Origin of the sequence: Stenotrophomonas sp. SORGH_AS_0321 (assembly GCF_031453215.1) — a bacterium.
GTDB classification, from domain to species: domain Bacteria; phylum Pseudomonadota; class Gammaproteobacteria; order Xanthomonadales; family Xanthomonadaceae; genus Stenotrophomonas; species Stenotrophomonas chelatiphaga.
Genome location: NZ_JAVIZG010000001.1, coordinates 3,605,921 through 3,624,465 on the forward strand (window position 1 = coordinate 3,605,921; position 18,545 = coordinate 3,624,465).

Genomic DNA, 18,545 nt, shown 5'->3' on the forward strand with positions numbered 1-18,545 from the left:
CAGGTAGGTGACGACTGTCAGTCGTCACTGCCCTTCGGCCACGCTTTCAACACCCCCACCCCAACCCCCATCCGCGCACACGCGCGGCTGGCCAGGCCATCCGGCAGCGCACGCCGGAACAGCGGCGCTGCACCCTGCAGCAGCCGCATCGACGCGCGTGCCTGCAGCCGTTGCCGCGTGCCCTGCTCCAGCATCTCCCCTGCCCACGGCGGCAGCAGTGCCGCCGCCGCGCCCAAGAACACGTTGCGCGACACGCCCGGCACCGGTACCGGCAGCCGCACCGACTGCAGGACCTGCAGCACCTCGCGGGCCCGCTCGTCCAGCCGCAGCTGTGGCTGCTGCCGGGCAAACCACGCATCCACTTCCGCCTCGCTGCGTGGCACGCCGGTCGCGCCCAGCGCCTCGGCCACGCGCCGGTATTCATCGTAGTAACGGTCGGCCAGCGGCCCGGGCACCGCACGCCCGTAACGGCGGAAACCCTGCAGGAACCCGTAGGCCTCGGTCACGTGCACCCACGTCAGCAGCTCCGGATCATCCGCCGCATAGGCCACCCCATCCACGCTGCCGCGCACGCTGGCATGGATGCGCCGCACCCGCGCCACCAGCTTTTCCACCTCGGCCGTGGGCGCATAGGTGGTGCCGGCCACGAAGGCGGTGGTGCGGCGCAGCCGGCCGACCAGGTCCTCGCGGAAGTTGGAATGGTCATACACCCCGGCCAGCGCACGCGGATGCAGCAGCTGCAGCATCAACGCACACAGCCCGCCGGCCAGCATCGATGGCAGTTCCGCATGCACCCGCCAGGTCATGCTGTCCGGTCCGAACCAGCCGGGGTCGCCGGCCGGGTGGTCATAGTCGATGCCACTCTGGCCGCGCGGAAAGGCGTCCAGCACCCAGCGCCGGATCGGGGCGGTCAGCGGATTCAACGGTGAAGACATGCGGCGGACCTGGATTCCTGATTGGCGCAGATTGCGCGTTTCCGGCCCATTGTGGGTCATCGGGGATGACCGGGCACCTCACTTGCTTCAGCGCGATCGCGGATGTGCGGCCGCAGCACGATTCACACTGCGACATCTTGTCGCAGGGCGTCCAGCTGATGCTGCGTCGCATCACACGATTCCACCGCCGGCGTATTCATCCCGGGCGCACACGCGGTCTTCGCACCGCCCTTATTGCGCCGCCCGCTGGAAGTGCTAGAACTGAATCCGCCTCACCGGTCCAACGCATCGCCGCACGTTCCAACAGGGAGCCCGCCATGATTGCTTTGTTCAAAGGTCTAGGATTGTTGTTGCGCGACAACGAGCTGTACCACAGCCCGTTCGAAAAACAGGTGGCCCATTGGCGCGGCATGAGCGAGCAGCAGATCCGCGACGAGGTGGCCGTACTGGCGCAGGCGAAGTGCCAATGGCTGATGGCGTCCATCGTCGGCTGGCAGGCCGCCTCTCTGCTGATCCTGGGGCTGATCGCCAACTACCTCTGGCGCGACGACTTCCATATCACCTTCACCCGCGTGGTGATCATCATCGGCTCCTGGGTTTCGATCCTGTTCGTGATCTGGTTCATGGCCAACATGTTCGACCAGCAGGCCGGTTTCGAACGCTGGATGAAAGCCTTCAACAGCCGCGCGCGCATCACCTCCAGCGCCGACAGCGTGGAATGCGTGGCCGATGCGCTGGGCATGGCCGAACACTATCCGGAAGTGCTGGATTACAAGCAGGCCGTCACCGAAAAGCGCGAACTGCGCCACGAAGACATCCGCATCATGACCGAGATCGGGCGCATGCGGCAGCACAGCGAACTGGTCGGTCGCCTCAACCATGTCGGCGAAACCAGCAGTCACCGCGACCTCACCCTGCAGCCCGCCTTCTGATCAGGAACGGGACGGACCTCCTCCGTCCCTTCCTCATGGTTACTGGCAGGGCGCGGTGGTGCTGTTGCTGACGCAGGTCTTGAAGCCGGTGGGCAGGCCTGCGCGTTTCTGGGTGTGGCCGGCGCGGATGTCGAACGCCTGCAGCATGCCGCGTTCGCAGTGGTGCTGGCCGTCGCAGGTCTCCTTGAAGACTTGGTAATAGCAGCGCCCGCTGGCACTGCGCACGCATTCAAACGACGCACTTTCCGCACGCACCGAGGTGCGGCTGAACAGCTGGTCGATGCCCTGTTCGCTGATGCGGGTGATCGAGGTGCTGGTGACCTTGTCCTGGCAACCGAACAACGACAGCAGGCAGCTCAGCACGGTGGTGAGATAACGCATGGCACGGTCCTTCCTGGTTGGCCCGGCGCGGGGTTACATGCCGCGGAACAGGCTCATGAACGGTTGACTGACGGAGAGCGTTTCAGGCCGGTCGCGCAGGCGCAGTACGCCGCGTCCGGTGTCATCGCGGCTGACCGCCGCCACGGCCTTCATGTTGACGATAGTGGAGCGATGCACCTGCCGGAACTGGCGCGCATCCAGCGCCTCCAGCAGCTCGCGCAACGGCGTGCGCAACAGGCTTTCGCCGGCCGCCGTCACCACCGTGGTGTACTTGTTGTCCGCGCGGAAATACACCACGTCTTCGAGCATGATCAGCACGGTATCGCGTCCATTGCTTGCGGTGATCCAGGCCAGCGGCGGGGTGTCGGCACGCGGTTGCCCGGTGCCCAGTCGCTGCAGCAGGCGCTCCAGCACCGCATCGTCGTTGCGCGCCGCCGGCAGGCGCGCCAGCAGGCGCTCGCGCGTGGCCAGCAGGCGCTCGTCGCTGACCGGCTTCAGCAGGTAGTCCATGGCACCCTGTTCGAAGGCATCGATGGCGTACTGGTCGTAGGCAGTGACGAACACCACCTGGGTGCGTGGGCTCAGCTCGCCCAGCGCGCGTGCCACCTGGATGCCGCTGATGCCGGGCATGCGGATGTCCAGGAAGGCGATGTCCGGTTGTTTCTCGGCCAGCTGCTCCAGCGCGCTGGCGCCGTCCTCGCACTCGGCCACGATGCGCAGCTCCGGCCACAGCCGGCGAAGCTGCTCCACCAACGCGCTGCGCAGCAGCTCTTCGTCTTCGGCGATCAAGGCATCAAGCGGCATGACGGGGCTCCTTGGCGGCCTGCGGCAGGGTCATGGTGGCGGCCACGCCGCTGGGGAAATTGGCCACGATCGCCACGCCGGCCTGCTCACCGCAGGTCAGGCGCAGACGTTCCCGCAGGTTCTTCAGGCCGATGCCGGTGCCGCTGGTGCCGTGGCCGAAGCCCAGGCCGTCATCGGCCACGGTCACGGTGACGTGGTCATCGAAGGCCCGCGCGATGATCCAGATCGTGCCGCCACCGGGCTTGGGTTCCAGGCCATGCTTGACCGCGTTTTCCACCAGCGTCTGCAGCGCCATCGAAGGCAGCCGCACGCCATGCAGTGCATCGGGCACCTGCACTTCCACGCCCAGGCGGGCACCCATGCGGATGCGCAGGATTTCCAGGTAGGCACGGGTGCGCTCCAGCTCCACGCCCAGCGTGGACACCGACTCGTCCATGCTCGGCAGCGAGCTGCGCAGGTACTGGATCAGGTGGCCCAGCATCACGTCGGCACGTGCGGGATCGGTGCGCGTCAGCACCTGCGCATTGGCCAGCGTGTTGTACAGGAAGTGCGGTTCGACCTGCGCGTGCAGCAGGTTCAAGCGCGCAACCGACAGCTCCTTTTCCACGTGGGTCTGTTCGGCGGCGGCCTGTTCGTCGCGACGCTGGTCGGCCACGCGGCGGCTGACGGCACGGGTCACCGCCTCGGCGTTTTCGTAGTTGCTGCCCTCGTCCAGCGCCAGCAGGTCGGCCCACCAGCCGGCATCGGGTTCGAACAACAGGGTCACCGTGCTGGTGCCCTGCCCCGGGGTGATCGTGGCCAGGATGCTGTTGCGCTTGATCGCCAGCCGCGCCGGCAGGTTCCAGCGCGAAGGCTGGCGGCCATTCCAGGGATCCACCCGGCGCACGTAGGCACGCACCTGCAGGCTGCCCGATGCGCTCTCGATATCCTCCACCCGCGGCAGTTCGGCGATGGCCGATTCCAGCAGCGCGAACGCCGGGCCGGCGTCCATCGGCAGCTCGATCTGCCGCCGCTGGCGGCTGGACAGCGTGCTGCCGTCCAGCTTGCCGGCCACCAGCCACACCCGCCGCACATGGGTGATCGCACTGCCCAGCGCCGACAGCATCAGGAACATCGCCAGCAGCCCGAACACCCAGCCCGGGCCATCGTTCATGCCGCTGAAGAGCCCGCTCCAGACCATGCCGGCCACGATCAGCGCCGCCGTCCAGGCCAACAGGTGTCGGAAGATCAGGGAGACGCTGGGGAACACGGTAGCCGCCTTCACGAAAGGATGGGCCGAGCATAGTGCGCCAGCCCACCACCGCAAGCACCGGGCGACGAAAGCCCTGAATCCGCCGACCAACCCAGCCCCGGCAGTGACGACCGCCGCCGTCAATCCCGCCCCGGTAGTGACGGCCGCTGGCCGTCAACCCAGCCCCAATGAGAGACGACCGCCGCCGTCAACCCAGCCCCGGTAGTGACGGCCGCTGGCCGTCAGCCCAGCCCCAATGAGAGACGACCGCCGCCGTCAACCCAGCCCCGGTAGTGACGGCCGCTGGCCGTCAGCCCAGCCCCGGTGGGTGACGACCGTTGGTCGTCACGCCCCCGCCTCAGCGACGCTCCGCAGCGCTCTGGTCGCGCACCGCACGAAACGCTTCTTCCGCGTTCCAGTTCGGCCACGCACGCGAGTTCGCCAGCTCGCTGCCCAAGGTGTACAGCACCTCCAGGTCACGCGCGGCGCCGGCGAATTTCCAGTCCGGCTGCCACTCATCGCCCTGCTGGTGGTAGCGCTTGGCGGTGTAATCGTCCGATGCCTTCTTGCCCGCCGCGATGCCACCGTCCACCCAATCCTGCCCGGCCGACCAGGACAACGCCGGCACGCCGCGCTTGGCAAACGGGAAGTGGTCGGAGCGGAAGAACAAGCCCGCCTCCGGCTTCGGATCCGGCGTGTAGCGGATGTCCCAACGCTGCGCCACGGCCTTCAGCTGGTCCAGCAGCTCGAAGCGTGCAGTGCCGTAGATGCCGAAATCGCGCGACGGACTGAACGGCGCCATGCCATCCATGTTGATCACCGCCACGGTCTTTTCCAGCGGATACAGCGGATGGGTAGCGTAGTACTCCGAACCCAGCAGCCCCTTCTCTTCGGCAGTCACGGCCAGGAACAGCAGCGAACGCTGCGGCTTCGGCGCCTTGGCGAAGCCACGCGCCAGTTCCACCAGCGACGCCGTGCCGCTGGCGTTGTCCAGCGCTCCGTTGAAGATGCGGTCACCGCGCGCATCCGGCTCACCCACGCCGATGTGGTCCCAGTGCGCGCTGTACACCACCGTCTCATCAGCGTGCGTGCTGCCTTCCAGGCGTGCGGCCACGTTGTGCGAGGTGATCACCTCGGTCTGCACCGCGTACTTCGCATCCAGGCTGGCGCCGGTCAGCGGCACCGGCTTGAAATCGCGCTGCTGCGCCTGGCGCTTCAGCGCCTCGAAATCCAGGCCGGCCGAGCGGAACAGGTCCACGGCCAGGTCGCGCTGGATCCAGCCCTCCAGCAACGGGTGGCTGTCGGCCGGCCTGTCACGCACCACGTCGAACATGGTGTTGGTATTGGACCCGGCCACGGTGGCCCAGCCATACGACGCCGGTGCCGTCTCGTGCACGATCAGCACGCCGAGCGCGCCCTGGCGAGCGCCTTCTTCGTACTTGTAGGTCCAGCGACCGTAGTAGGTCATGCCCTTGCCATCGAAGTCGCCCTGGCCGGTTTCGAAGTCCGGGTCGTTGATCAGCACCACGGCGATCTTGCCCTTCAGGTCCACGCCCTTGAAGTCGTCCCAGTTCTTTTCCGGTGCCTTCACCCCGTAGCCGAGGAACACCAGCGGTGCCTTGCTGATGTCGACCTGGTCGGCGCCGTTCATCGCCGCGCGCACCGCGATCTGCTTGCCCTGTTCCAGCGGCAGGGACGTGCCGCCCTGATGCAGCGCCAACTGCGGGGCGCCGACGATGTCGCCCTTCAGCAGCGGCACGGCCTGGGTCCACAGGCGCTTGCCGTCCTGCACATCACCCCCGGGCTGCAGGCCGGCGGCAGCGAACTGCTGGCTCAGGAAGGCGATGGTCTTTGCTTCGCCGGCGGTGGCCGGGGAACGGCCTTCGTAGGCATCGGAGGCCAGTTCCTTGACGTCGGCGGAGATCCGCGCGCCATCGAACTTCGGCGTTGCCGCCATCACCGCGGTGGACACCGACAGGGCCAGCACGCTCATTACCACTCGCTTCATTGCTCTCTCCAGCAGGGACTGCGACAAGACGTCGAGTGTAGCCGCTGCATGCCCCGGTAGTGACGGCCGCTGGCCGTCAGCTCCTGCCCCGCGCGCCGGTAGTGACGGCCGCTGGCCGTCAAATCATCGCGTCACCGCAACGCATCCGCCCGCGCCAGCAACGCCTCGCGTTCGCGCGCGTTTCCACTCAACCCAGCGGCGTGCACGAACGCAGCGCGCGCATCCGCTGTGCGCCCCAGCCGCGCCAGCACCTCCCCCTTCACCACCCACAGCGGCGCGTGCGCCTGCAGCCGCGGTTCAATCAACAGCGGTTGCAGCTGTCCCCACGCCACCAGCGCGCCTTCCGCGCGCAGCACCGCCACCACCCGGTTCAAGGCCACCACCGGACCCGGCTGCACCCGCAGCAGGCGATCGTACAGCGCCGCGATCGCGGCCCAGTCGGTGTCCGAAGCGACGCGCGCTCGTGCATGGCAGGCGGCGATACCGGCCTGCAGCACATAACGGTCGTCGTCGCCGCGCAGTTCCTTCGCACGCTGCAGTGCGGCCAGTCCGCGCGCGATCTGCAGCCAGTCCCAGCGCGTGCGATCCTGCTGCTCCAGCAGCACCGCACGCCCGCCTGCCCCGGTGCGCGCCGCACCGCGCGAGCCCTGCAGTTCCATCAAGGCCAGCAGGCCGTGCACCGCGGCATGCGCGGGCAACCGCACCGCGAGTATCCGCCCCAGCCGCAACGCTTCTTCGCACAGCGCCGGGCGCATCCAGTCTTCGCCATGGCTGGCCGCGTAGCCTTCGTTGAACACCAGGTAGACCACTTCCAGCACCGACTGCAGCCGCGCCGGCAGCTCGGCGCTGCGCGGCACCTCGAACGCCACGTTGCTGCGTTCCAAGGTGCGTTTGGCACGTACGATGCGCTGGGCGATGGTCGGCTCGGGCTGCAGGAACGCACGGGCGATTTCCTGCGTGGTCAGCCCACCCAGCAGGCGCAGGGTCAACGCTACCCGCGCATCGGCCGGCAGCACCGGATGGCAGGCCACGAACGCCAACCGCAGCAGATCATCGCCGATGTCATCGCCCAGTGCCTCGCTGTCGTCCGGCGGCGCCGGCGCGGCCGGATGCAGCGCCTCGCCCCATTGCGCATGCTGCCCGGCAATCCGCTGGCGCTGGCGCAGCACATCGATGGCACGGTTGCGCGCAGCGGTCATCAGCCAGGCTCCTGGATTGTCCGGCATGCCCTCCAGCGGCCAGCGCTCCAGCGCGGCCACCCAGCAGTCCTGCACCAGCTCCTCGGCACGGCCGACATCACCGCCCAGCATCCGTGCCAGGCGCGCGATCAATCCCGGCGACTCCATCCGCCACAGTGCGTGCAGCCGCTCCTGCATGCTCAGGGCGACTTCATGCAGTTGACCATCCACGGCTTGCCATAGCGGTCCTGCAGCATGCCCCAGCGGTGCGCCCAGAAGGTTTCGCCGATCGGCATGTGCACCACCCCGCCTTCGGCCAGTGCGGCGAACACCCGTTCGGCTTCCTCCGGCGTGTCCACGTCCACGTTGATGGTGGTGCTGCCCCCGCCGTCCTCGCCCGGGCCATCGGCGGCCATCAGCACCGCCGTGCCCACTTCCAGCTGCGAATGCGCCACGTGGTCCAGGGTCTCCGGCGGAATCTCATTGCAGCCGGGCGAGCCGTCAGGCGGCGGCATGTCGCGGTAGCGCATTTCCGCAGTGACCTTGCCGCCCAGCGCCTGTGCGTAGAACGCCATCGCGTCGTGTGCCTGGCCCTTGAAACCAAGGAATGGAATCAGTTTCATCTTCGGCACTCCCGTGAAGAGGTGGTTACGAACGACCAGCAAGGAGGGGTCAGAGTCGGGGGTCAGAGTCAGGGGTCAGAGTCCTGACTCTGACCCCTGACTCTGACCCCTGACTCTGACCCCTGACTCTGACCCCTGACTCTGACCCCTGACTCTGACCCCGTCAGCGACTCTGACCCCGTCAGCGCGCGGCGCTCTGTTCGCGCAGGCGCTGTTCCTTCTCGCGCAGTTCGGCGGTGAAGGCCTCGCCGAAATCTTCTTCGGCCATCAGTGGCCGCAGTTCCAGCACATCGCCCGGTGCGAACGGGGCGCGCTGCGCCCACTCCAGCGCCTCGTCCAGCGAGCGCACCTGCCACAGCCAGAAACCGGCCACCAGCGATCCGGGATCGGCAAACGGACCGGCTTCGACCTGCGGCGGCGTGGCCTCGCCGAAGTGCACGCGTTTGCCGCGGGCACTGGCATGCAGCCCCTCGCCCGCCAGCAGGATCCCGGCCCGCACCAGTGCTTCGTTGAAGTTGCCCATCGCGATGATGTCATCGGTGCTGGGCAGGGTGCCCGCCTCGATCCTGGCGTTGGATTTGACGAAAACCATCACCTTCATGTCTGCGCTCCCAAAGCGTCCGGTCCTGCCCGGCCTTCATGATGTCGACGAACCACGGGCAGGGAAATCGACATCGTGTGCAAACGGGGAATCACCGGCCATCCGGTCACTGGCAGGCACCGCGCAGGACCGCCTGATGCGGCGCCGCAGCACGCCCCAGCGCCGCGCTCCGCCATCATGGGCACCTGCCGCCAACGGACACTCCCATGCCGCAGTACGCCCTGCTGATCTATATCGACCCCGCCCTGCTCGGCGCGCTGCCCGGCGCGGAGTTCGATGCGCTGATGCGCGCGTGCCTGCAGCATGCCGATGCCCTGCAGGCCGAAGGCACCCTGCTGGCATCGCAGAAACTGCAGCCGATCGAACAGGCCCGCACCTTGCGGGTACGCAGCGGCCAGGAGCGCGTCCTGGACGGTCCCTTCGCTGAAACCCGCGAACTGCTGGCCGGGTTCAACCTGATCCAGGCACCCGACCATGACAGCGCCCTGCGCATCGCCCGCGGCTTCCCCTGGGCACGCTTCGGCAGCATCGAAGTGCGGCCCCTGGAAGACCTGGATGCCGAGCGCCTGCGCGTCGGCGCCTGAACCGGCACCACGCACCTGCCGCCTGCAGCGGCTCAGTCGACCAGCAGCACGCGCAGGTCGCGCACGCCCGAGGCTTCATTGCCACTGTGGTCGCGCGCATGCGCACGGATCACGTACTCCCCCGGGGGCAAGGCGGCGGGCTGCCAGCGCCCCACCGCCATCAATCCATCGCGCACGGTGTTGCTCGCCAGGTAACGGAAACGGGTGACCACGCTGCCGTGCACGGTGATGCCACTGTCCGGCGCATACGCCACGCGCACCGCCTGCTGCTGTGGAGGCATGCGGTTGAACACGATGTTCCAGCGTGGCTGCTCGTAGCCGGCCAGCGGCTGCCCGGCCGCATCCTGTATCTGGTAACCCACCTGATACAGGCCCAGCCGGCGCCGCGGCAGGTTGCCGTCCACCTGGTCCCAGGCCTCCACCACGATCTGCACGCCGCGCCCACTGCGTGATACCGGCACGCGCCCCTGGGCATCGGCGCGCAGTGGCTGGTCGGCATCATCCAGCAGCGCCACGTCGGTGATGCGCGGAGCCACGGTATCCACGAAACCATTGAACCCAAGCAGCGCGGCGTTGCGCTGGAAGCCGCTGCTGCCCACGCTCAGGTGCACGTGCGCCTGGCTGTTGATGCTGCCCAGCCGGTCGCCGGCCTGGATCCGCGTTCCGCGGCGCAGGCGGATGCGCTCCAGCTTGCCATCCGCATCGAACAGCTGCTGCCAGCGTTCGTCGAAGGCCACCCCGCGCGGATCGCGGCCCACCCGCATGTGCAGGTAACGCAGCGGCCCGACCTCCAGCCCTTCGGCCTGTCCGCCCACGGTCCAACTGGACAACGGGCTGTCGATCTTGCCATCGGCGATCGCCAGCACGGTCTGGCCGACATCGCCGCGCACGTCGAACCCATCGTGCAGGTGGTGCCGACTCTCGCCCTTGAAGTTGCCGCGCACCTCCCCCAGCGTGCCCACCACCTCGTGCCAGCCCAACTGCGGCGCCAGCGGCCAGCGGCCTTCCGTGCGCGGCAACGGCGCATCCACGGCTGGTCCCACCAGCGCCGGTGCCGGTGCCTGTCCCGGATCCAGCGCAACCACCCGGTGCAGGCGCCACGCCGCGGCATCGGCCACGCGCAGGCTTCCATCGGCGGCCACCGCCACGCCGCTGGGGCGGGCAAGCCGCGGTACCTGCCCGGTGCCAACCAGGGCGATCTGGTGGCCCTGCGCGGACACCTGCACGATGCGCCCGCTGCGGTCGCCCACGTACAGCACGCCGTCATGGCTGCGCGCCAGCGACAGCGGACCATTGATCACGTTGGAAGACGGCACCGGCGTATCCACCTGCCCGTCCATGCCCACCCGGCGGATCGCATTGTTATGGAAGTCCGCCACCAGCAGCGCGCCGTCGCCGTCCCACGCCAGCGCCACCGGCGTATCGAAGCGGGCCACGCCGGCGAAACCATCGATGTGCGCCGGCTCGCCGCCGCCGGCCAGGGTGCGCACCGTGCCGTCCGGGCTGATCACCCGGATCCGGTCGTTCCAGGTATCAGCCACGTAGACACGGCCCTGCGCATCCACCGCCACGCCCATCGGTCCGTCGAAGCGCGCCTGCGCGGCGGCGCCATCGGCGAAGCCGCGGGTGCCGCCAGCCAGTGTGGTGACCTGGCCGTCCAGCCCTATGCGGCGGATCGCATGGTTGCCGGTGTCGGCCACGTACACCACCCCGGCCGCATCGCGCGCCAACCCGGAAGGCGTATGGAAGCTGGCCTGCAGCGCCGGCCCATCGGCCAGTCCTTCAGCGCTGCCGGCCAGCGTGGACACACTGCCATCGGCGGCCATACGGCGGATGCGGTTGTTGTCCCCGGCGTCGGCCACCAGCAGGCTGCCATCGTCCAGCGCAAGCAGGGCGTACGGATCGGAAAAACGCGCCTGTGCTGCGGCCCCATCACGCAGGCCCGGCACGCCATCGCCGGCCAGCGGCTGCAGCTGCGCGGTCCAACCCAGCGGGGTCGGTGCCGGTCCTGCAGGTACGGCCTCGGTGACTGTTCGTGGCAGGAAGGTCGCTGCCACCGCCAATCCCGTTGCCACGGCCACCCCGATGATCCATCGCACACGCACCATCTGCATCCCTTCGTTCTTTTCGCAGCGAGGACGATAGCCGTTGCCGCAACGCGCGCCAAGGCAGGCCGCCGCGGCAGGCTCAGCGCGCGGGCACTTCGCTGCGGATGCCCATCGCCTCGCGGTAACGCGCGTACAAGGCCATCACTTTCTCCACGTAGGCCAGCGTTTCGGCATACGGCGGCACGCCGTTGTAGCGGCTCACCGCGCCGATGCCCGCGTTGTAGGCGGCTGCCGCCAGCACGTGGTCGCCCTTGTAGCGCCGCAGCAGGGCGCGCATGTGGCGGGCGCCGCCGTCGATGGACTGCGCGGCCGACAGCGGGTCCTGCACGCCGTAGTCGCTGGCGGTATCGGGCATCAGCTGCATCACCCCCTGCGCGCCCTTCGGCGACACCGCGGCCGCATCGAAGCCGCTCTCTGCATGGGCGATCGCGCGCAGCCAGGCATCTTCCACGCCGGTGGCCTTGGCCGCCGCCTTGAACTGTTTCGCATGCGGTGCCAGCTGCGCGGCGCCGACGCGGCCCAGCCCGGCATGCGCCGGCTCCCCCGGCGGGGTGGCCACGGTGAACTTCAGGTACACCCGCGATCCGGGCAGGTTGCGGGTGGAGTAGACCAGCCTGCCGTCCTGCTCGCGTTCGTACAGGGTGCCGCTGAACACCCCCATGTTCCCCCACAGGTTGGGCGCCTGCACCGCGCTGTCATCGATTTCCTTTGCCGTGCAGCGCGATCCCGGCTCCGGCGCGGTCGCCATGCTGACCGTGTTGCCCTGCACGCAGCGGTACACCGTGCGCGCCTGCGCCGACCCCCAGGCCACGGCCAGCAACAGCACACAGAAGCAGGCGGGCACGCGCATCGGCAGGAGCATCGGCAGGGAGGTCGGCGGCATGGTGTGCCGCGGGCGCGGAATCCCCGGTGAAGACGCCGGCTGACGTTTCTGGCCGCCTGGGCCGCTGCCCTGCGTAGCAGGCAGCCCACCCGTGCAGCGCCCGCGCCGGCTGCGTCCCCATCCAGCACAGCGTTCAGCTACGCTGTTGGGCAAGGCACGCCGGCAGGCAGCGCGCGGCCGAACGCCTTGCCCCCGGACACGGAGCCGTCGATGAATCGCATCCGCATGCAGCTGCTGATGGCCCTGGTGGGCCTGCTCGCCGCAGCGTTGCCGTTGGCGATGATGACCTGGCTCAGCTGGCACCACGCCGCCAACACCGCACAGGCCCAGCTGCGCGAGACCGCAGAACGCGCCCTGGAGCGCGCCGACCGCTCCTACCAGCAGGCGTTGTCCGCGCTGCAGGCCATGCAGCACAGCCCGCTGGCGCCGTGCAGCCCCGAGCACATCCAGCTGATGCAGACCCGGGTGGTCACCACCTCGTCGGTGGACCAGATCAGCTACTTCCAGCAGGGCCGCGTGCGCTGCACCTCCTGGGGCCGTCCGGTCGACGTGCCTGCGCCCAGCCAGCCCGACCACACCACCGCCGATGGCGCCATCCTGCAGCTGGACATCGAACCGCGCGCACCGTACGGGCGATGCATGTTGTCCCTGCGGTTGGACGATTACGAAGCGTTGATGGACCCGTACCACTTCGTCGACCTGATCGGCGCGCGCGACATCCGCATCGCCATCGCCACCCCGGATGGCCGGCTGATCGCCCAGCAGTCGCTGCCCGACCAGGCGCTGCTGCAATCGCTGCTGCGCGACCCCCGCACCGGTGATGACGGCACGCTGCTGTTCGCCAGTGCGCGCAGCGAAGCGTGGCTGGCGGTGGTGACCACGCCACGCACCGGCATCAGCGGGATCTTCCTGCAGCAGGCCTGGGTGCTGGTGCCGGTCAGCCTGCTGCTGGGCGCGGCCGCGATGGCCGGCACCCTGGCGCTGTCGCGGCGGCGTTATTCGCTGAAGGGCGAACTGAGCCATGCCATCCGTCGCAACGAACTGTACGTGGTCTACCAGCCGATCATCGAACTGGAAACCGGGATCTGCGTGGGTGCCGAAGCACTGGTGCGCTGGCGTCGCGCCGATGGCAGCGAAGTGCGGCCGGACCTGTTCATCCCCCTGGCCGAAGCCAGCGGACTGATCGGGGCGATCACCGATGAAGTGATCGAACGGGTGATCGTGGACATGCGCGACCTGCTGGTCGGCGACCGCAGCGCGCATATCGCCATCAACCTTGCACCGGAAGACATGATCAGCGGCCGCGCGCTGAAGGTGATCGCCGCCAAGCTGGCCGGCACCGGCATCGCCAACCAGCAGATCTGGCTGGAAGCCACCGAACGCGGCTTCATGGACATCGAAAAGGCCCGCGCCGTGATCTCGGCCGCGCGGGCACTCCGGGCATGCGGTGGCCATCGATGATTTCGGCGTGGGGTATTCCAACCTGCAGTACCTGCAGCAGCTGCCGCTGGATGCGCTGAAGATCGACAAGTCGTTCATCGATGCGATCGGCACCGACAGCGCCACCAGCCCGGTCACCGGCCACATCATCGACATGGCCAAGACCCTGGGGCTGTTCGTGGTGGCCGAAGGCGTGGAAACCGAAGACCAGCTGGCCTATCTGCACAGCCGCCACGTGGAGTTCGGCCAGGGCTGGCTGTTCGCCAAGGCGCTGCCACGCGAGGACTTCATCGCCTTCCATCGGCGCCGCCAGGAACTGTACGGCGCGGCGCGCGAAGACATGCAGAACACGCGGCGGCAGGCGGGCCATTGATCGTCGTCGTGCGGTTCATGCGGCCCGCTTATACTGGGCGCATCCACCTGGAGGCTTACGCCAATGCGCCACTGATGCCGCCGTCTTCGTCGACGGCCTGATTCTTCTCCCGCCCCTGCACGCAGGGGGAGTCGATGGCATCTGTTGGAGGTCTGCATGACCACGCATCCGCTCACGCTTGAACGCGTGACCTTCCGCCTGCCCGATGGGCGCGCGCTGTTTTCCGATCTGTCCTTCACCTTCGATCCCGTCGCCACCGGACTGGTGGGCGCCAACGGGGTCGGCAAGAGCGTGCTCGCGCGGCTGCTGGCCGGCACGCTGCCGCCCACGTCCGGGCGCTGCCGCGGCGGCGGACGGGTGTTCCTGCTGCCCGCGCTGAGTGGCCTGCCACAGGGCCGCGTGGCCGACCTGGCCGGCGTCGGCGAGGTGCTGGATGCGCTGGACCGGATTGCCGCAGGGCAGGTCCACGGCGAGGATTTCAACTGCGTCGGGGAGCGCTGGGACCTGCGCGAACAGTTGCGCCTGCAGTGGCAGCGCAGCGGACTGCCCGCCGACCTGCAACCGGAAGATCCGGCCGCGCGCCTGAGTGGTGGGCAGGCGATGCAGGTGGCGTTGTCCGGTGCATGGGCCAGTGGCGCGGACTGGCTGATCCTGGACGAACCCAGCAACCACCTGGATGCACGACGGCGTGCCCAGCTGCGCGACGCACTGCAGCGCTGGCGCGGCGGGCTGCTGGTGGTCAGCCATGACCGCGAACTGCTGGGCCAGATGGCCTGCATCGTGGAACTGGACGCGCAGGGGCTGCAGCGCTTCGGCGGCGGCTACACGGAGTACGTCCACGCCAAGGCGGTGCACGATGCCGCCGCGCAGGCGCAGCTGGACCATGCGCGGCAGCAGCACCGGCAGCAGCAACGGCACGCGCGAGAACTGCACGAACGCGCCCAGCAACGGCAGTCGCGCGGTGCCCGCAGCGCACGCGATGCCAACCAGGCACCGATCCTGCTGGGACTGCAGAAACAACGCGCACAAGCCAGCGCCGGTCGCACTGCGCAGCTGCAGGCGCAGCGCCTTGCCGACAGTGCGGGCCGCCTGCGCGATGCCAGCGCCGGCGTCACCGCCAGCGCCCACTTGGTGGCCTTCGCACCACCCAGCCCGCACGCCAGCCAGCGGGTGGTGCGGCTGCAGGGCCTGCAGCTGCCGCACGGCTGCCGTGCACCACTGGACCTCATCCTGCAGCGCGGCCAGCGGCTGGCCGTGGTGGGCGACAACGGCAGCGGCAAATCGACCCTGCTGCGGGTGCTGGCCGGTCAGCTGGCGCCGCGTGCCGGCAGCTGTGACATCGGCGTACCGGCCGCCCTGCTGGACCAGGCGCTGGCCACGCTGCACGCGGGCAGCAGCGCGCTGGCGACGCTGCAGGCGGCCTGCCCGGCCACGCCGGTGGCCGACCTGCGCACCCGGCTGGCCCTGCTGGGCCTGGATGCCGCGCGCATCGAACGGCCCAGCGCCACGTTGAGCGCCGGCGAACGGCTGAAGGCAACGCTGGCATGCACCCTGTATGCCGACCCCGCCCCGGGCCTGCTGCTGCTGGACGAACCCGGCAACGCGCTGGACCTGGACGCGCTGCATGCACTGGAAACCCTGCTCGGCCAGTTCACCGGCACGCTGGTCATGGCCAGCCATGATCCCGCACTGCTGCAGGCCATGCAGCCCACCCACGTGCTGCTGATGAACGAAAACGACTGGACGCTGCGGCCGTGGTGAAAGGACGTCCACATGCATAATGTTACTATGTAACACCCCATTCCTGATCCGCAGCCGATGAAATCCAGCCAAGCCGCCCTGCTCGACGCCAGCGCCGTCGCCCTGTCCAGCCTGTGCCTGCTGCATTGCCTGGCCCTGCCGCTGCTGGCCGCTGCGCTTCCGCTGTTCGGCGCCTGGGCCGAAGCGGAGTGGGTGCACGCCGTGTTCGTGGCCATCGCCCTGCCGATCACCGGCTTCGCGCTGTGGCGCGCCCACCGCCAGCACCCGCTGCCGGCGCCGGCCTGGCTGGCCGCTGCAGCCGGGTTGGCGCTGCTGCTGGCGGGCGCGCTGGAGTTCCCCAGCCACGACAGCGAAACGGTGGTCACGGTGGTCGGCAGCCTGCTGCTGGCGGCCACCCACCTGTGGAACGCGCGCCGTCGTCACCGCCAGTGCTGAGCAAGCGGTTACTGTAGGCGGCGGCCATCTGGCCGTGCAGGCAACGGAGCGCAGGCAATGTCAGCAAGAGGACGTGCGATCAAACGCGGCGTGGTGCCCTGGTTCGGGCTGTGCAGCTGGCTGGGCATGGTGATCGGCGTGCTGGTCGAACAGGCGGCCCGCGCGCTGGGTGCCAGCGGCAACAGCGCAACCGCCGTGGGCGTGCTGGCCGCGGCCATGTGTGGATTCTGCGCGGTGCTGGCCTCGCGCGTGCGCGATGAGCGCTGGCCATGGCTGGCATTGGCCGGTGCAGCCTTTTCCGCAGTGCCGCTGGCGCTGTTCCTGGTGTCGATGATCCTGCACTGAGCCGCGCACCGGTAACGCGATCCGCCGCTGCGTCCTACACTAGCGGCCCCTGATTGCTACGCGACCGCACCCGTGCCCCATTATTCCGGCCCCCTGTTGACCCGCGAATCCGCTACTGCCCTGCAGCGCGCGGCCGCTGCCGGCGCATCCAGCTGGACCGGTTCGCTGGACCTGGGACGCAGCGAAGAAGCCGTCGGCCTGTCTACGGACGGCTTCGTCTTCCGCGGCCAATCCTACCCGTGGCCGGGCAAGGTCAAGAACCGCACGCTGTACTACTGGGATGGCGAGGAGTTCCTGCCGATCTCGCGCTTCAGCGCATCACTGATCAAGCTGGTGCCCACCGAATGGGGCGCGCCGACCTTCGAGATCGACGGCATCAAGATGCTGCCCAGCGCCAAGCTGTCGCCGTTCGACGATGCGCGCCGCAAGGTGGAACTGATCGCCCCGGCGGGCAAGACCGTGCTCGATACCTGCGGTGGACTGGGGTACTTCGCTGCCTGCTGCCTGGATGCCAGCGTGGCGCAGATCCGCTCGTTCGAAAAGAACCCGGACGTGCTGTGGCTGCGCACGCTCAACCCGTGGTCACCGGATCCGGATGCGGCCAGTGCCGGTGGCCGGCTGCAGTTGGCGCAGGGCGACGTGTCCGAAGAAATCGCTGCGCTGCCGGGCAACAGCGTGGACGCCATCCTGCACGACCCGCCGCGCTTCGGCATCGCCGGCGAACTGTATTCGCAGGTGTTCTACGACCAGCTTGCACGGGTGATCCGCAGCGGCGGCAAGCTGTTCCATTACACCGGCGCGCCGAACAAGCTGACCAGCGGCCGCGATGTGCCGCGCGAAGTCGCCAAGCGGCTGGAAAAGGCAGGTTTCAAGGCCGAACTCGCGCTGGACGGCGTGCTGGCGACCTATCGCGGCTGAGCCGGTTGCTGCCACGGCACAGGTGCCGGCGCTTGGCCGACACCTGTCCGCATGGCCTTACATCGCCTGCGACACCGCGTTGGATGCGCCGGCCGCCACCGCGCCGGCTGCCGGTGCCAGCCCCATTCCGGTGGTGATCGCCGCGCCGGCGATATCGGCCCCCACCACCGCCAGCACCTTGCCCCAGCCCCAGCGTGCGGTGGTCACCAGGCCATTGCCGGCAGCGCGACTCTCGCCTTCCACCTTGGTCCAATAGGCCAGCGAATGGCGGCCCACGCTCAGGCTGGCCAGCACGTTGGCCGCGCCCTTCGAACGCGGGTCGAGGGTGGATACCGCTTCCTGCTCCAGCCGCTCGTACAGCGCCGCCGCGTTCTCCAGGCTGCCGGCCTTGGCGTTCACTTCGTCGATGCGCTGGAAGAAGCGGTACTCGCGTTCGCTGAACTGCGTGCGGTACGGGTCCATGTGCTTGGCCAGCGGCAGCGTCGGATCCAGGTCGTAGGTCCATTCGAAGGTCCTGCGGAACTGCTCCATCGACATCTCCGGCTTGTAGCCGCACTGGCCGACCAGGTAGTCCAGCATGTCTTCGATCGGTACGCGGTTGCTGCGCAGGCAGTCCAGGTACATGTTGTGCTGCACACCGACGCGGTCCTGCGGGTTGCCGGCAGCGAACGCACTGCCGCCGCAGCCAGCGGCCAGCAGCAGGGTGGAAGCGATCAGGGTCTTGTAACGCATGGTGGTTCCTTCAGTCAGTGGTGGGTAGGTGCAGGAACCACGGCAGGCCTCGGCTGCCACGCCACGTCCGCTGCACCGTTTCCACGCTAGGCAGCGCCCTGCCGCCGCTCAAGGATCGAACCGGGCCACGCCGGGGCGCTTTCGCAGGCGTTGCCTGAAGGCTCCTGCAGCGCAGCGCCCGGCGCTGCAACGGACTCAGCCTGGCACGGGCCGGCTTCGAAGAATCAACGGGTTGGCGCGATTCGTTCCCGGTTTGTTCCCGGCCGCGTCCTG

General features: G+C 68.8%; 19 protein-coding genes. 8 read left to right on the forward strand and 11 right to left on the reverse strand.

The features are described 5' to 3' along the window. Positions 1-17: 17 nt before the first annotated feature. Positions 18-935 carry an oxygenase MpaB family protein gene (locus QE373_RS16230; protein ID WP_309688477.1) on the reverse strand — a complete coding sequence of 306 codons (918 nt, stop codon included), beginning with the start codon at positions 933-935 and terminating at the stop codon, positions 18-20. A gap of 317 nt (positions 936-1,252) precedes the next feature. On the opposite strand from QE373_RS16230, the gene QE373_RS16235 reads away from it, so the two are divergent. Then, the gene (locus QE373_RS16235; RefSeq protein WP_057507360.1) at positions 1,253-1,867 is read left to right on the forward strand and encodes a hypothetical protein; all 615 of its coding nucleotides are present in this window, start codon (positions 1,253-1,255) and stop codon (positions 1,865-1,867) included. A 39-nt stretch (positions 1,868-1,906) separates the two neighbouring features. Here QE373_RS16235 and QE373_RS16240 read toward each other — a convergent pair whose 3' ends face one another. The 7 genes from QE373_RS16240 to QE373_RS16270 all read right to left on the reverse strand — a co-directional run bounded on the left by QE373_RS16240 (position 1,907) and on the right by QE373_RS16270 (position 8,693). Continuing rightward, positions 1,907-2,248: a hypothetical protein gene (locus QE373_RS16240; protein WP_309688482.1), complete on the reverse strand. Its 342-nt coding sequence runs from the start codon at positions 2,246-2,248 to the stop codon at positions 1,907-1,909. 33 nt (positions 2,249-2,281) lie between these two features. After that, complete coding sequence (locus tag QE373_RS16245) at positions 2,282-3,052, reverse strand: LytTR family DNA-binding domain-containing protein (RefSeq protein ID WP_057507362.1); 771 nt, start codon at positions 3,050-3,052, stop codon at positions 2,282-2,284. Then, positions 3,042-4,301 carry a histidine kinase gene (locus QE373_RS16250; protein WP_057507363.1) on the reverse strand — a complete coding sequence of 420 codons (1,260 nt, stop codon included), beginning with the start codon at positions 4,299-4,301 and terminating at the stop codon, positions 3,042-3,044. The genes QE373_RS16245 and QE373_RS16250 overlap by 11 nt, the downstream gene beginning before the upstream one ends. A 340-nt stretch (positions 4,302-4,641) precedes the next feature. Further along, positions 4,642-6,291, reverse strand: coding sequence for a M28 family metallopeptidase (locus tag QE373_RS16255; RefSeq protein WP_309688488.1), 1,650 nt, complete (start codon positions 6,289-6,291; stop codon positions 4,642-4,644). A gap of 131 nt (positions 6,292-6,422) precedes the next feature. Continuing rightward, complete coding sequence (locus QE373_RS16260) at positions 6,423-7,637, reverse strand: sigma-70 family RNA polymerase sigma factor (protein WP_309689872.1); 1,215 nt, start codon at positions 7,635-7,637, stop codon at positions 6,423-6,425. A 32-nt stretch (positions 7,638-7,669) separates the two neighbouring features. After that, positions 7,670-8,092, reverse strand: coding sequence for a VOC family protein (locus QE373_RS16265; protein ID WP_309688490.1), 423 nt, complete (start codon positions 8,090-8,092; stop codon positions 7,670-7,672). 181 nt (positions 8,093-8,273) lie between these two features. Continuing rightward, positions 8,274-8,693, reverse strand: coding sequence for a YciI family protein (locus QE373_RS16270; protein WP_057507366.1), 420 nt, complete (start codon positions 8,691-8,693; stop codon positions 8,274-8,276). Positions 8,694-8,899: 206 nt separating this feature from the next. Between QE373_RS16270 and QE373_RS16275 the strand changes: the two genes are divergently transcribed. After that, on the forward strand, positions 8,900-9,277 hold the full coding sequence (locus QE373_RS16275; RefSeq protein WP_057507367.1) for a YciI family protein: 378 nt from the start codon (positions 8,900-8,902) through the stop codon (positions 9,275-9,277). A 32-nt stretch (positions 9,278-9,309) separates the two neighbouring features. On the opposite strand, the gene QE373_RS16280 is transcribed toward QE373_RS16275, so the two are convergent. Further along, on the reverse strand, positions 9,310-11,385 hold the full coding sequence (locus QE373_RS16280; protein ID WP_309689875.1) for an SMP-30/gluconolactonase/LRE family protein: 2,076 nt from the start codon (positions 11,383-11,385) through the stop codon (positions 9,310-9,312). 79 nt (positions 11,386-11,464) lie between these two features. Then, complete coding sequence (locus tag QE373_RS16285) at positions 11,465-12,235, reverse strand: lytic transglycosylase domain-containing protein (protein ID WP_057507401.1); 771 nt, start codon at positions 12,233-12,235, stop codon at positions 11,465-11,467. Positions 12,236-12,478: 243 nt separating this feature from the next. On the opposite strand from QE373_RS16285, the gene QE373_RS16290 reads away from it, so the two are divergent. The 6 genes from QE373_RS16290 to QE373_RS16315 all read left to right on the forward strand — a co-directional run bounded on the left by QE373_RS16290 (position 12,479) and on the right by QE373_RS16315 (position 17,540). Further along, positions 12,479-13,729: a CSS-motif domain-containing protein gene (locus tag QE373_RS16290; protein ID WP_309688497.1), complete on the forward strand. Its 1,251-nt coding sequence runs from the start codon at positions 12,479-12,481 to the stop codon at positions 13,727-13,729. Next, positions 13,716-14,081, forward strand: coding sequence for an EAL domain-containing protein (locus QE373_RS16295; protein WP_309688500.1), 366 nt, complete (start codon positions 13,716-13,718; stop codon positions 14,079-14,081). Before QE373_RS16290 ends, QE373_RS16295 begins: the two co-directional genes overlap by 14 nt. 156 nt (positions 14,082-14,237) lie before the next feature. Continuing rightward, a complete protein-coding gene (locus QE373_RS16300) occupies positions 14,238-15,842 on the forward strand; it encodes an ATP-binding cassette domain-containing protein (protein ID WP_309688503.1) in 1,605 nt (534 codons plus the stop codon). A gap of 57 nt (positions 15,843-15,899) precedes the next feature. Next, positions 15,900-16,277, forward strand: a complete 378-nt coding sequence (locus tag QE373_RS16305; protein ID WP_309688506.1) for a MerC domain-containing protein — start codon at positions 15,900-15,902, stop codon at positions 16,275-16,277. A gap of 57 nt (positions 16,278-16,334) precedes the next feature. Continuing rightward, a complete protein-coding gene (locus QE373_RS16310; RefSeq protein WP_245625274.1) occupies positions 16,335-16,622 on the forward strand; it encodes a hypothetical protein in 288 nt (95 codons plus the stop codon). 72 nt (positions 16,623-16,694) lie between these two features. Then, positions 16,695-17,540, forward strand: a complete 846-nt coding sequence (locus tag QE373_RS16315; protein ID WP_309688510.1) for an MnmC family methyltransferase — start codon at positions 16,695-16,697, stop codon at positions 17,538-17,540. A gap of 57 nt (positions 17,541-17,597) precedes the next feature. Here QE373_RS16315 and QE373_RS16320 read toward each other — a convergent pair whose 3' ends face one another. After that, positions 17,598-18,272, reverse strand: coding sequence for a hypothetical protein (locus QE373_RS16320; RefSeq protein WP_309688512.1), 675 nt, complete (start codon positions 18,270-18,272; stop codon positions 17,598-17,600). Positions 18,273-18,545: the final 273 nt, after the last annotated feature.

Bases quoted from the DNA above. Each gene is read 5' to 3' on its own strand.
- QE373_RS16270 (WP_057507366.1), bottom strand. From the start codon at position 8,693: ATGAAGGTGATGGTTTTCGTCAAATCCAACGCCAGGATCGAGGCGGGC.
- QE373_RS16230 (WP_309688477.1), bottom strand. From the start codon at position 935: ATGTCTTCACCGTTGAATCCGCTGACCGCCCCGATCCGGCGCTGGGTG.
- QE373_RS16245 (WP_057507362.1), bottom strand. From the start codon at position 3,052: ATGCCGCTTGATGCCTTGATCGCCGAAGACGAAGAGCTGCTGCGCAGC.
- QE373_RS16320 (WP_309688512.1), bottom strand. From the start codon at position 18,272: ATGCGTTACAAGACCCTGATCGCTTCCACCCTGCTGCTGGCCGCTGGC.
- QE373_RS16265 (WP_309688490.1), bottom strand. From the start codon at position 8,092: ATGAAACTGATTCCATTCCTTGGTTTCAAGGGCCAGGCACACGACGCG.
- QE373_RS16285 (WP_057507401.1), bottom strand. From the start codon at position 12,235: ATGCGCGTGCCCGCCTGCTTCTGTGTGCTGTTGCTGGCCGTGGCCTGG.
- QE373_RS16235 (WP_057507360.1), top strand. From the start codon at position 1,253: ATGATTGCTTTGTTCAAAGGTCTAGGATTGTTGTTGCGCGACAACGAG.
- QE373_RS16305 (WP_309688506.1), top strand. From the start codon at position 15,900: ATGAAATCCAGCCAAGCCGCCCTGCTCGACGCCAGCGCCGTCGCCCTG.
- QE373_RS16240 (WP_309688482.1), bottom strand. From the start codon at position 2,248: ATGCGTTATCTCACCACCGTGCTGAGCTGCCTGCTGTCGTTGTTCGGT.
- QE373_RS16290 (WP_309688497.1), top strand. From the start codon at position 12,479: ATGAATCGCATCCGCATGCAGCTGCTGATGGCCCTGGTGGGCCTGCTC.
- QE373_RS16275 (WP_057507367.1), top strand. From the start codon at position 8,900: ATGCCGCAGTACGCCCTGCTGATCTATATCGACCCCGCCCTGCTCGGC.
- QE373_RS16310 (WP_245625274.1), top strand. From the start codon at position 16,335: ATGTCAGCAAGAGGACGTGCGATCAAACGCGGCGTGGTGCCCTGGTTC.
- QE373_RS16300 (WP_309688503.1), top strand. From the start codon at position 14,238: ATGACCACGCATCCGCTCACGCTTGAACGCGTGACCTTCCGCCTGCCC.
- QE373_RS16280 (WP_309689875.1), bottom strand. From the start codon at position 11,385: ATGGTGCGTGTGCGATGGATCATCGGGGTGGCCGTGGCAACGGGATTG.
- QE373_RS16260 (WP_309689872.1), bottom strand. From the start codon at position 7,637: ATGGAGTCGCCGGGATTGATCGCGCGCCTGGCACGGATGCTGGGCGGT.
- QE373_RS16255 (WP_309688488.1), bottom strand. From the start codon at position 6,291: ATGAAGCGAGTGGTAATGAGCGTGCTGGCCCTGTCGGTGTCCACCGCG.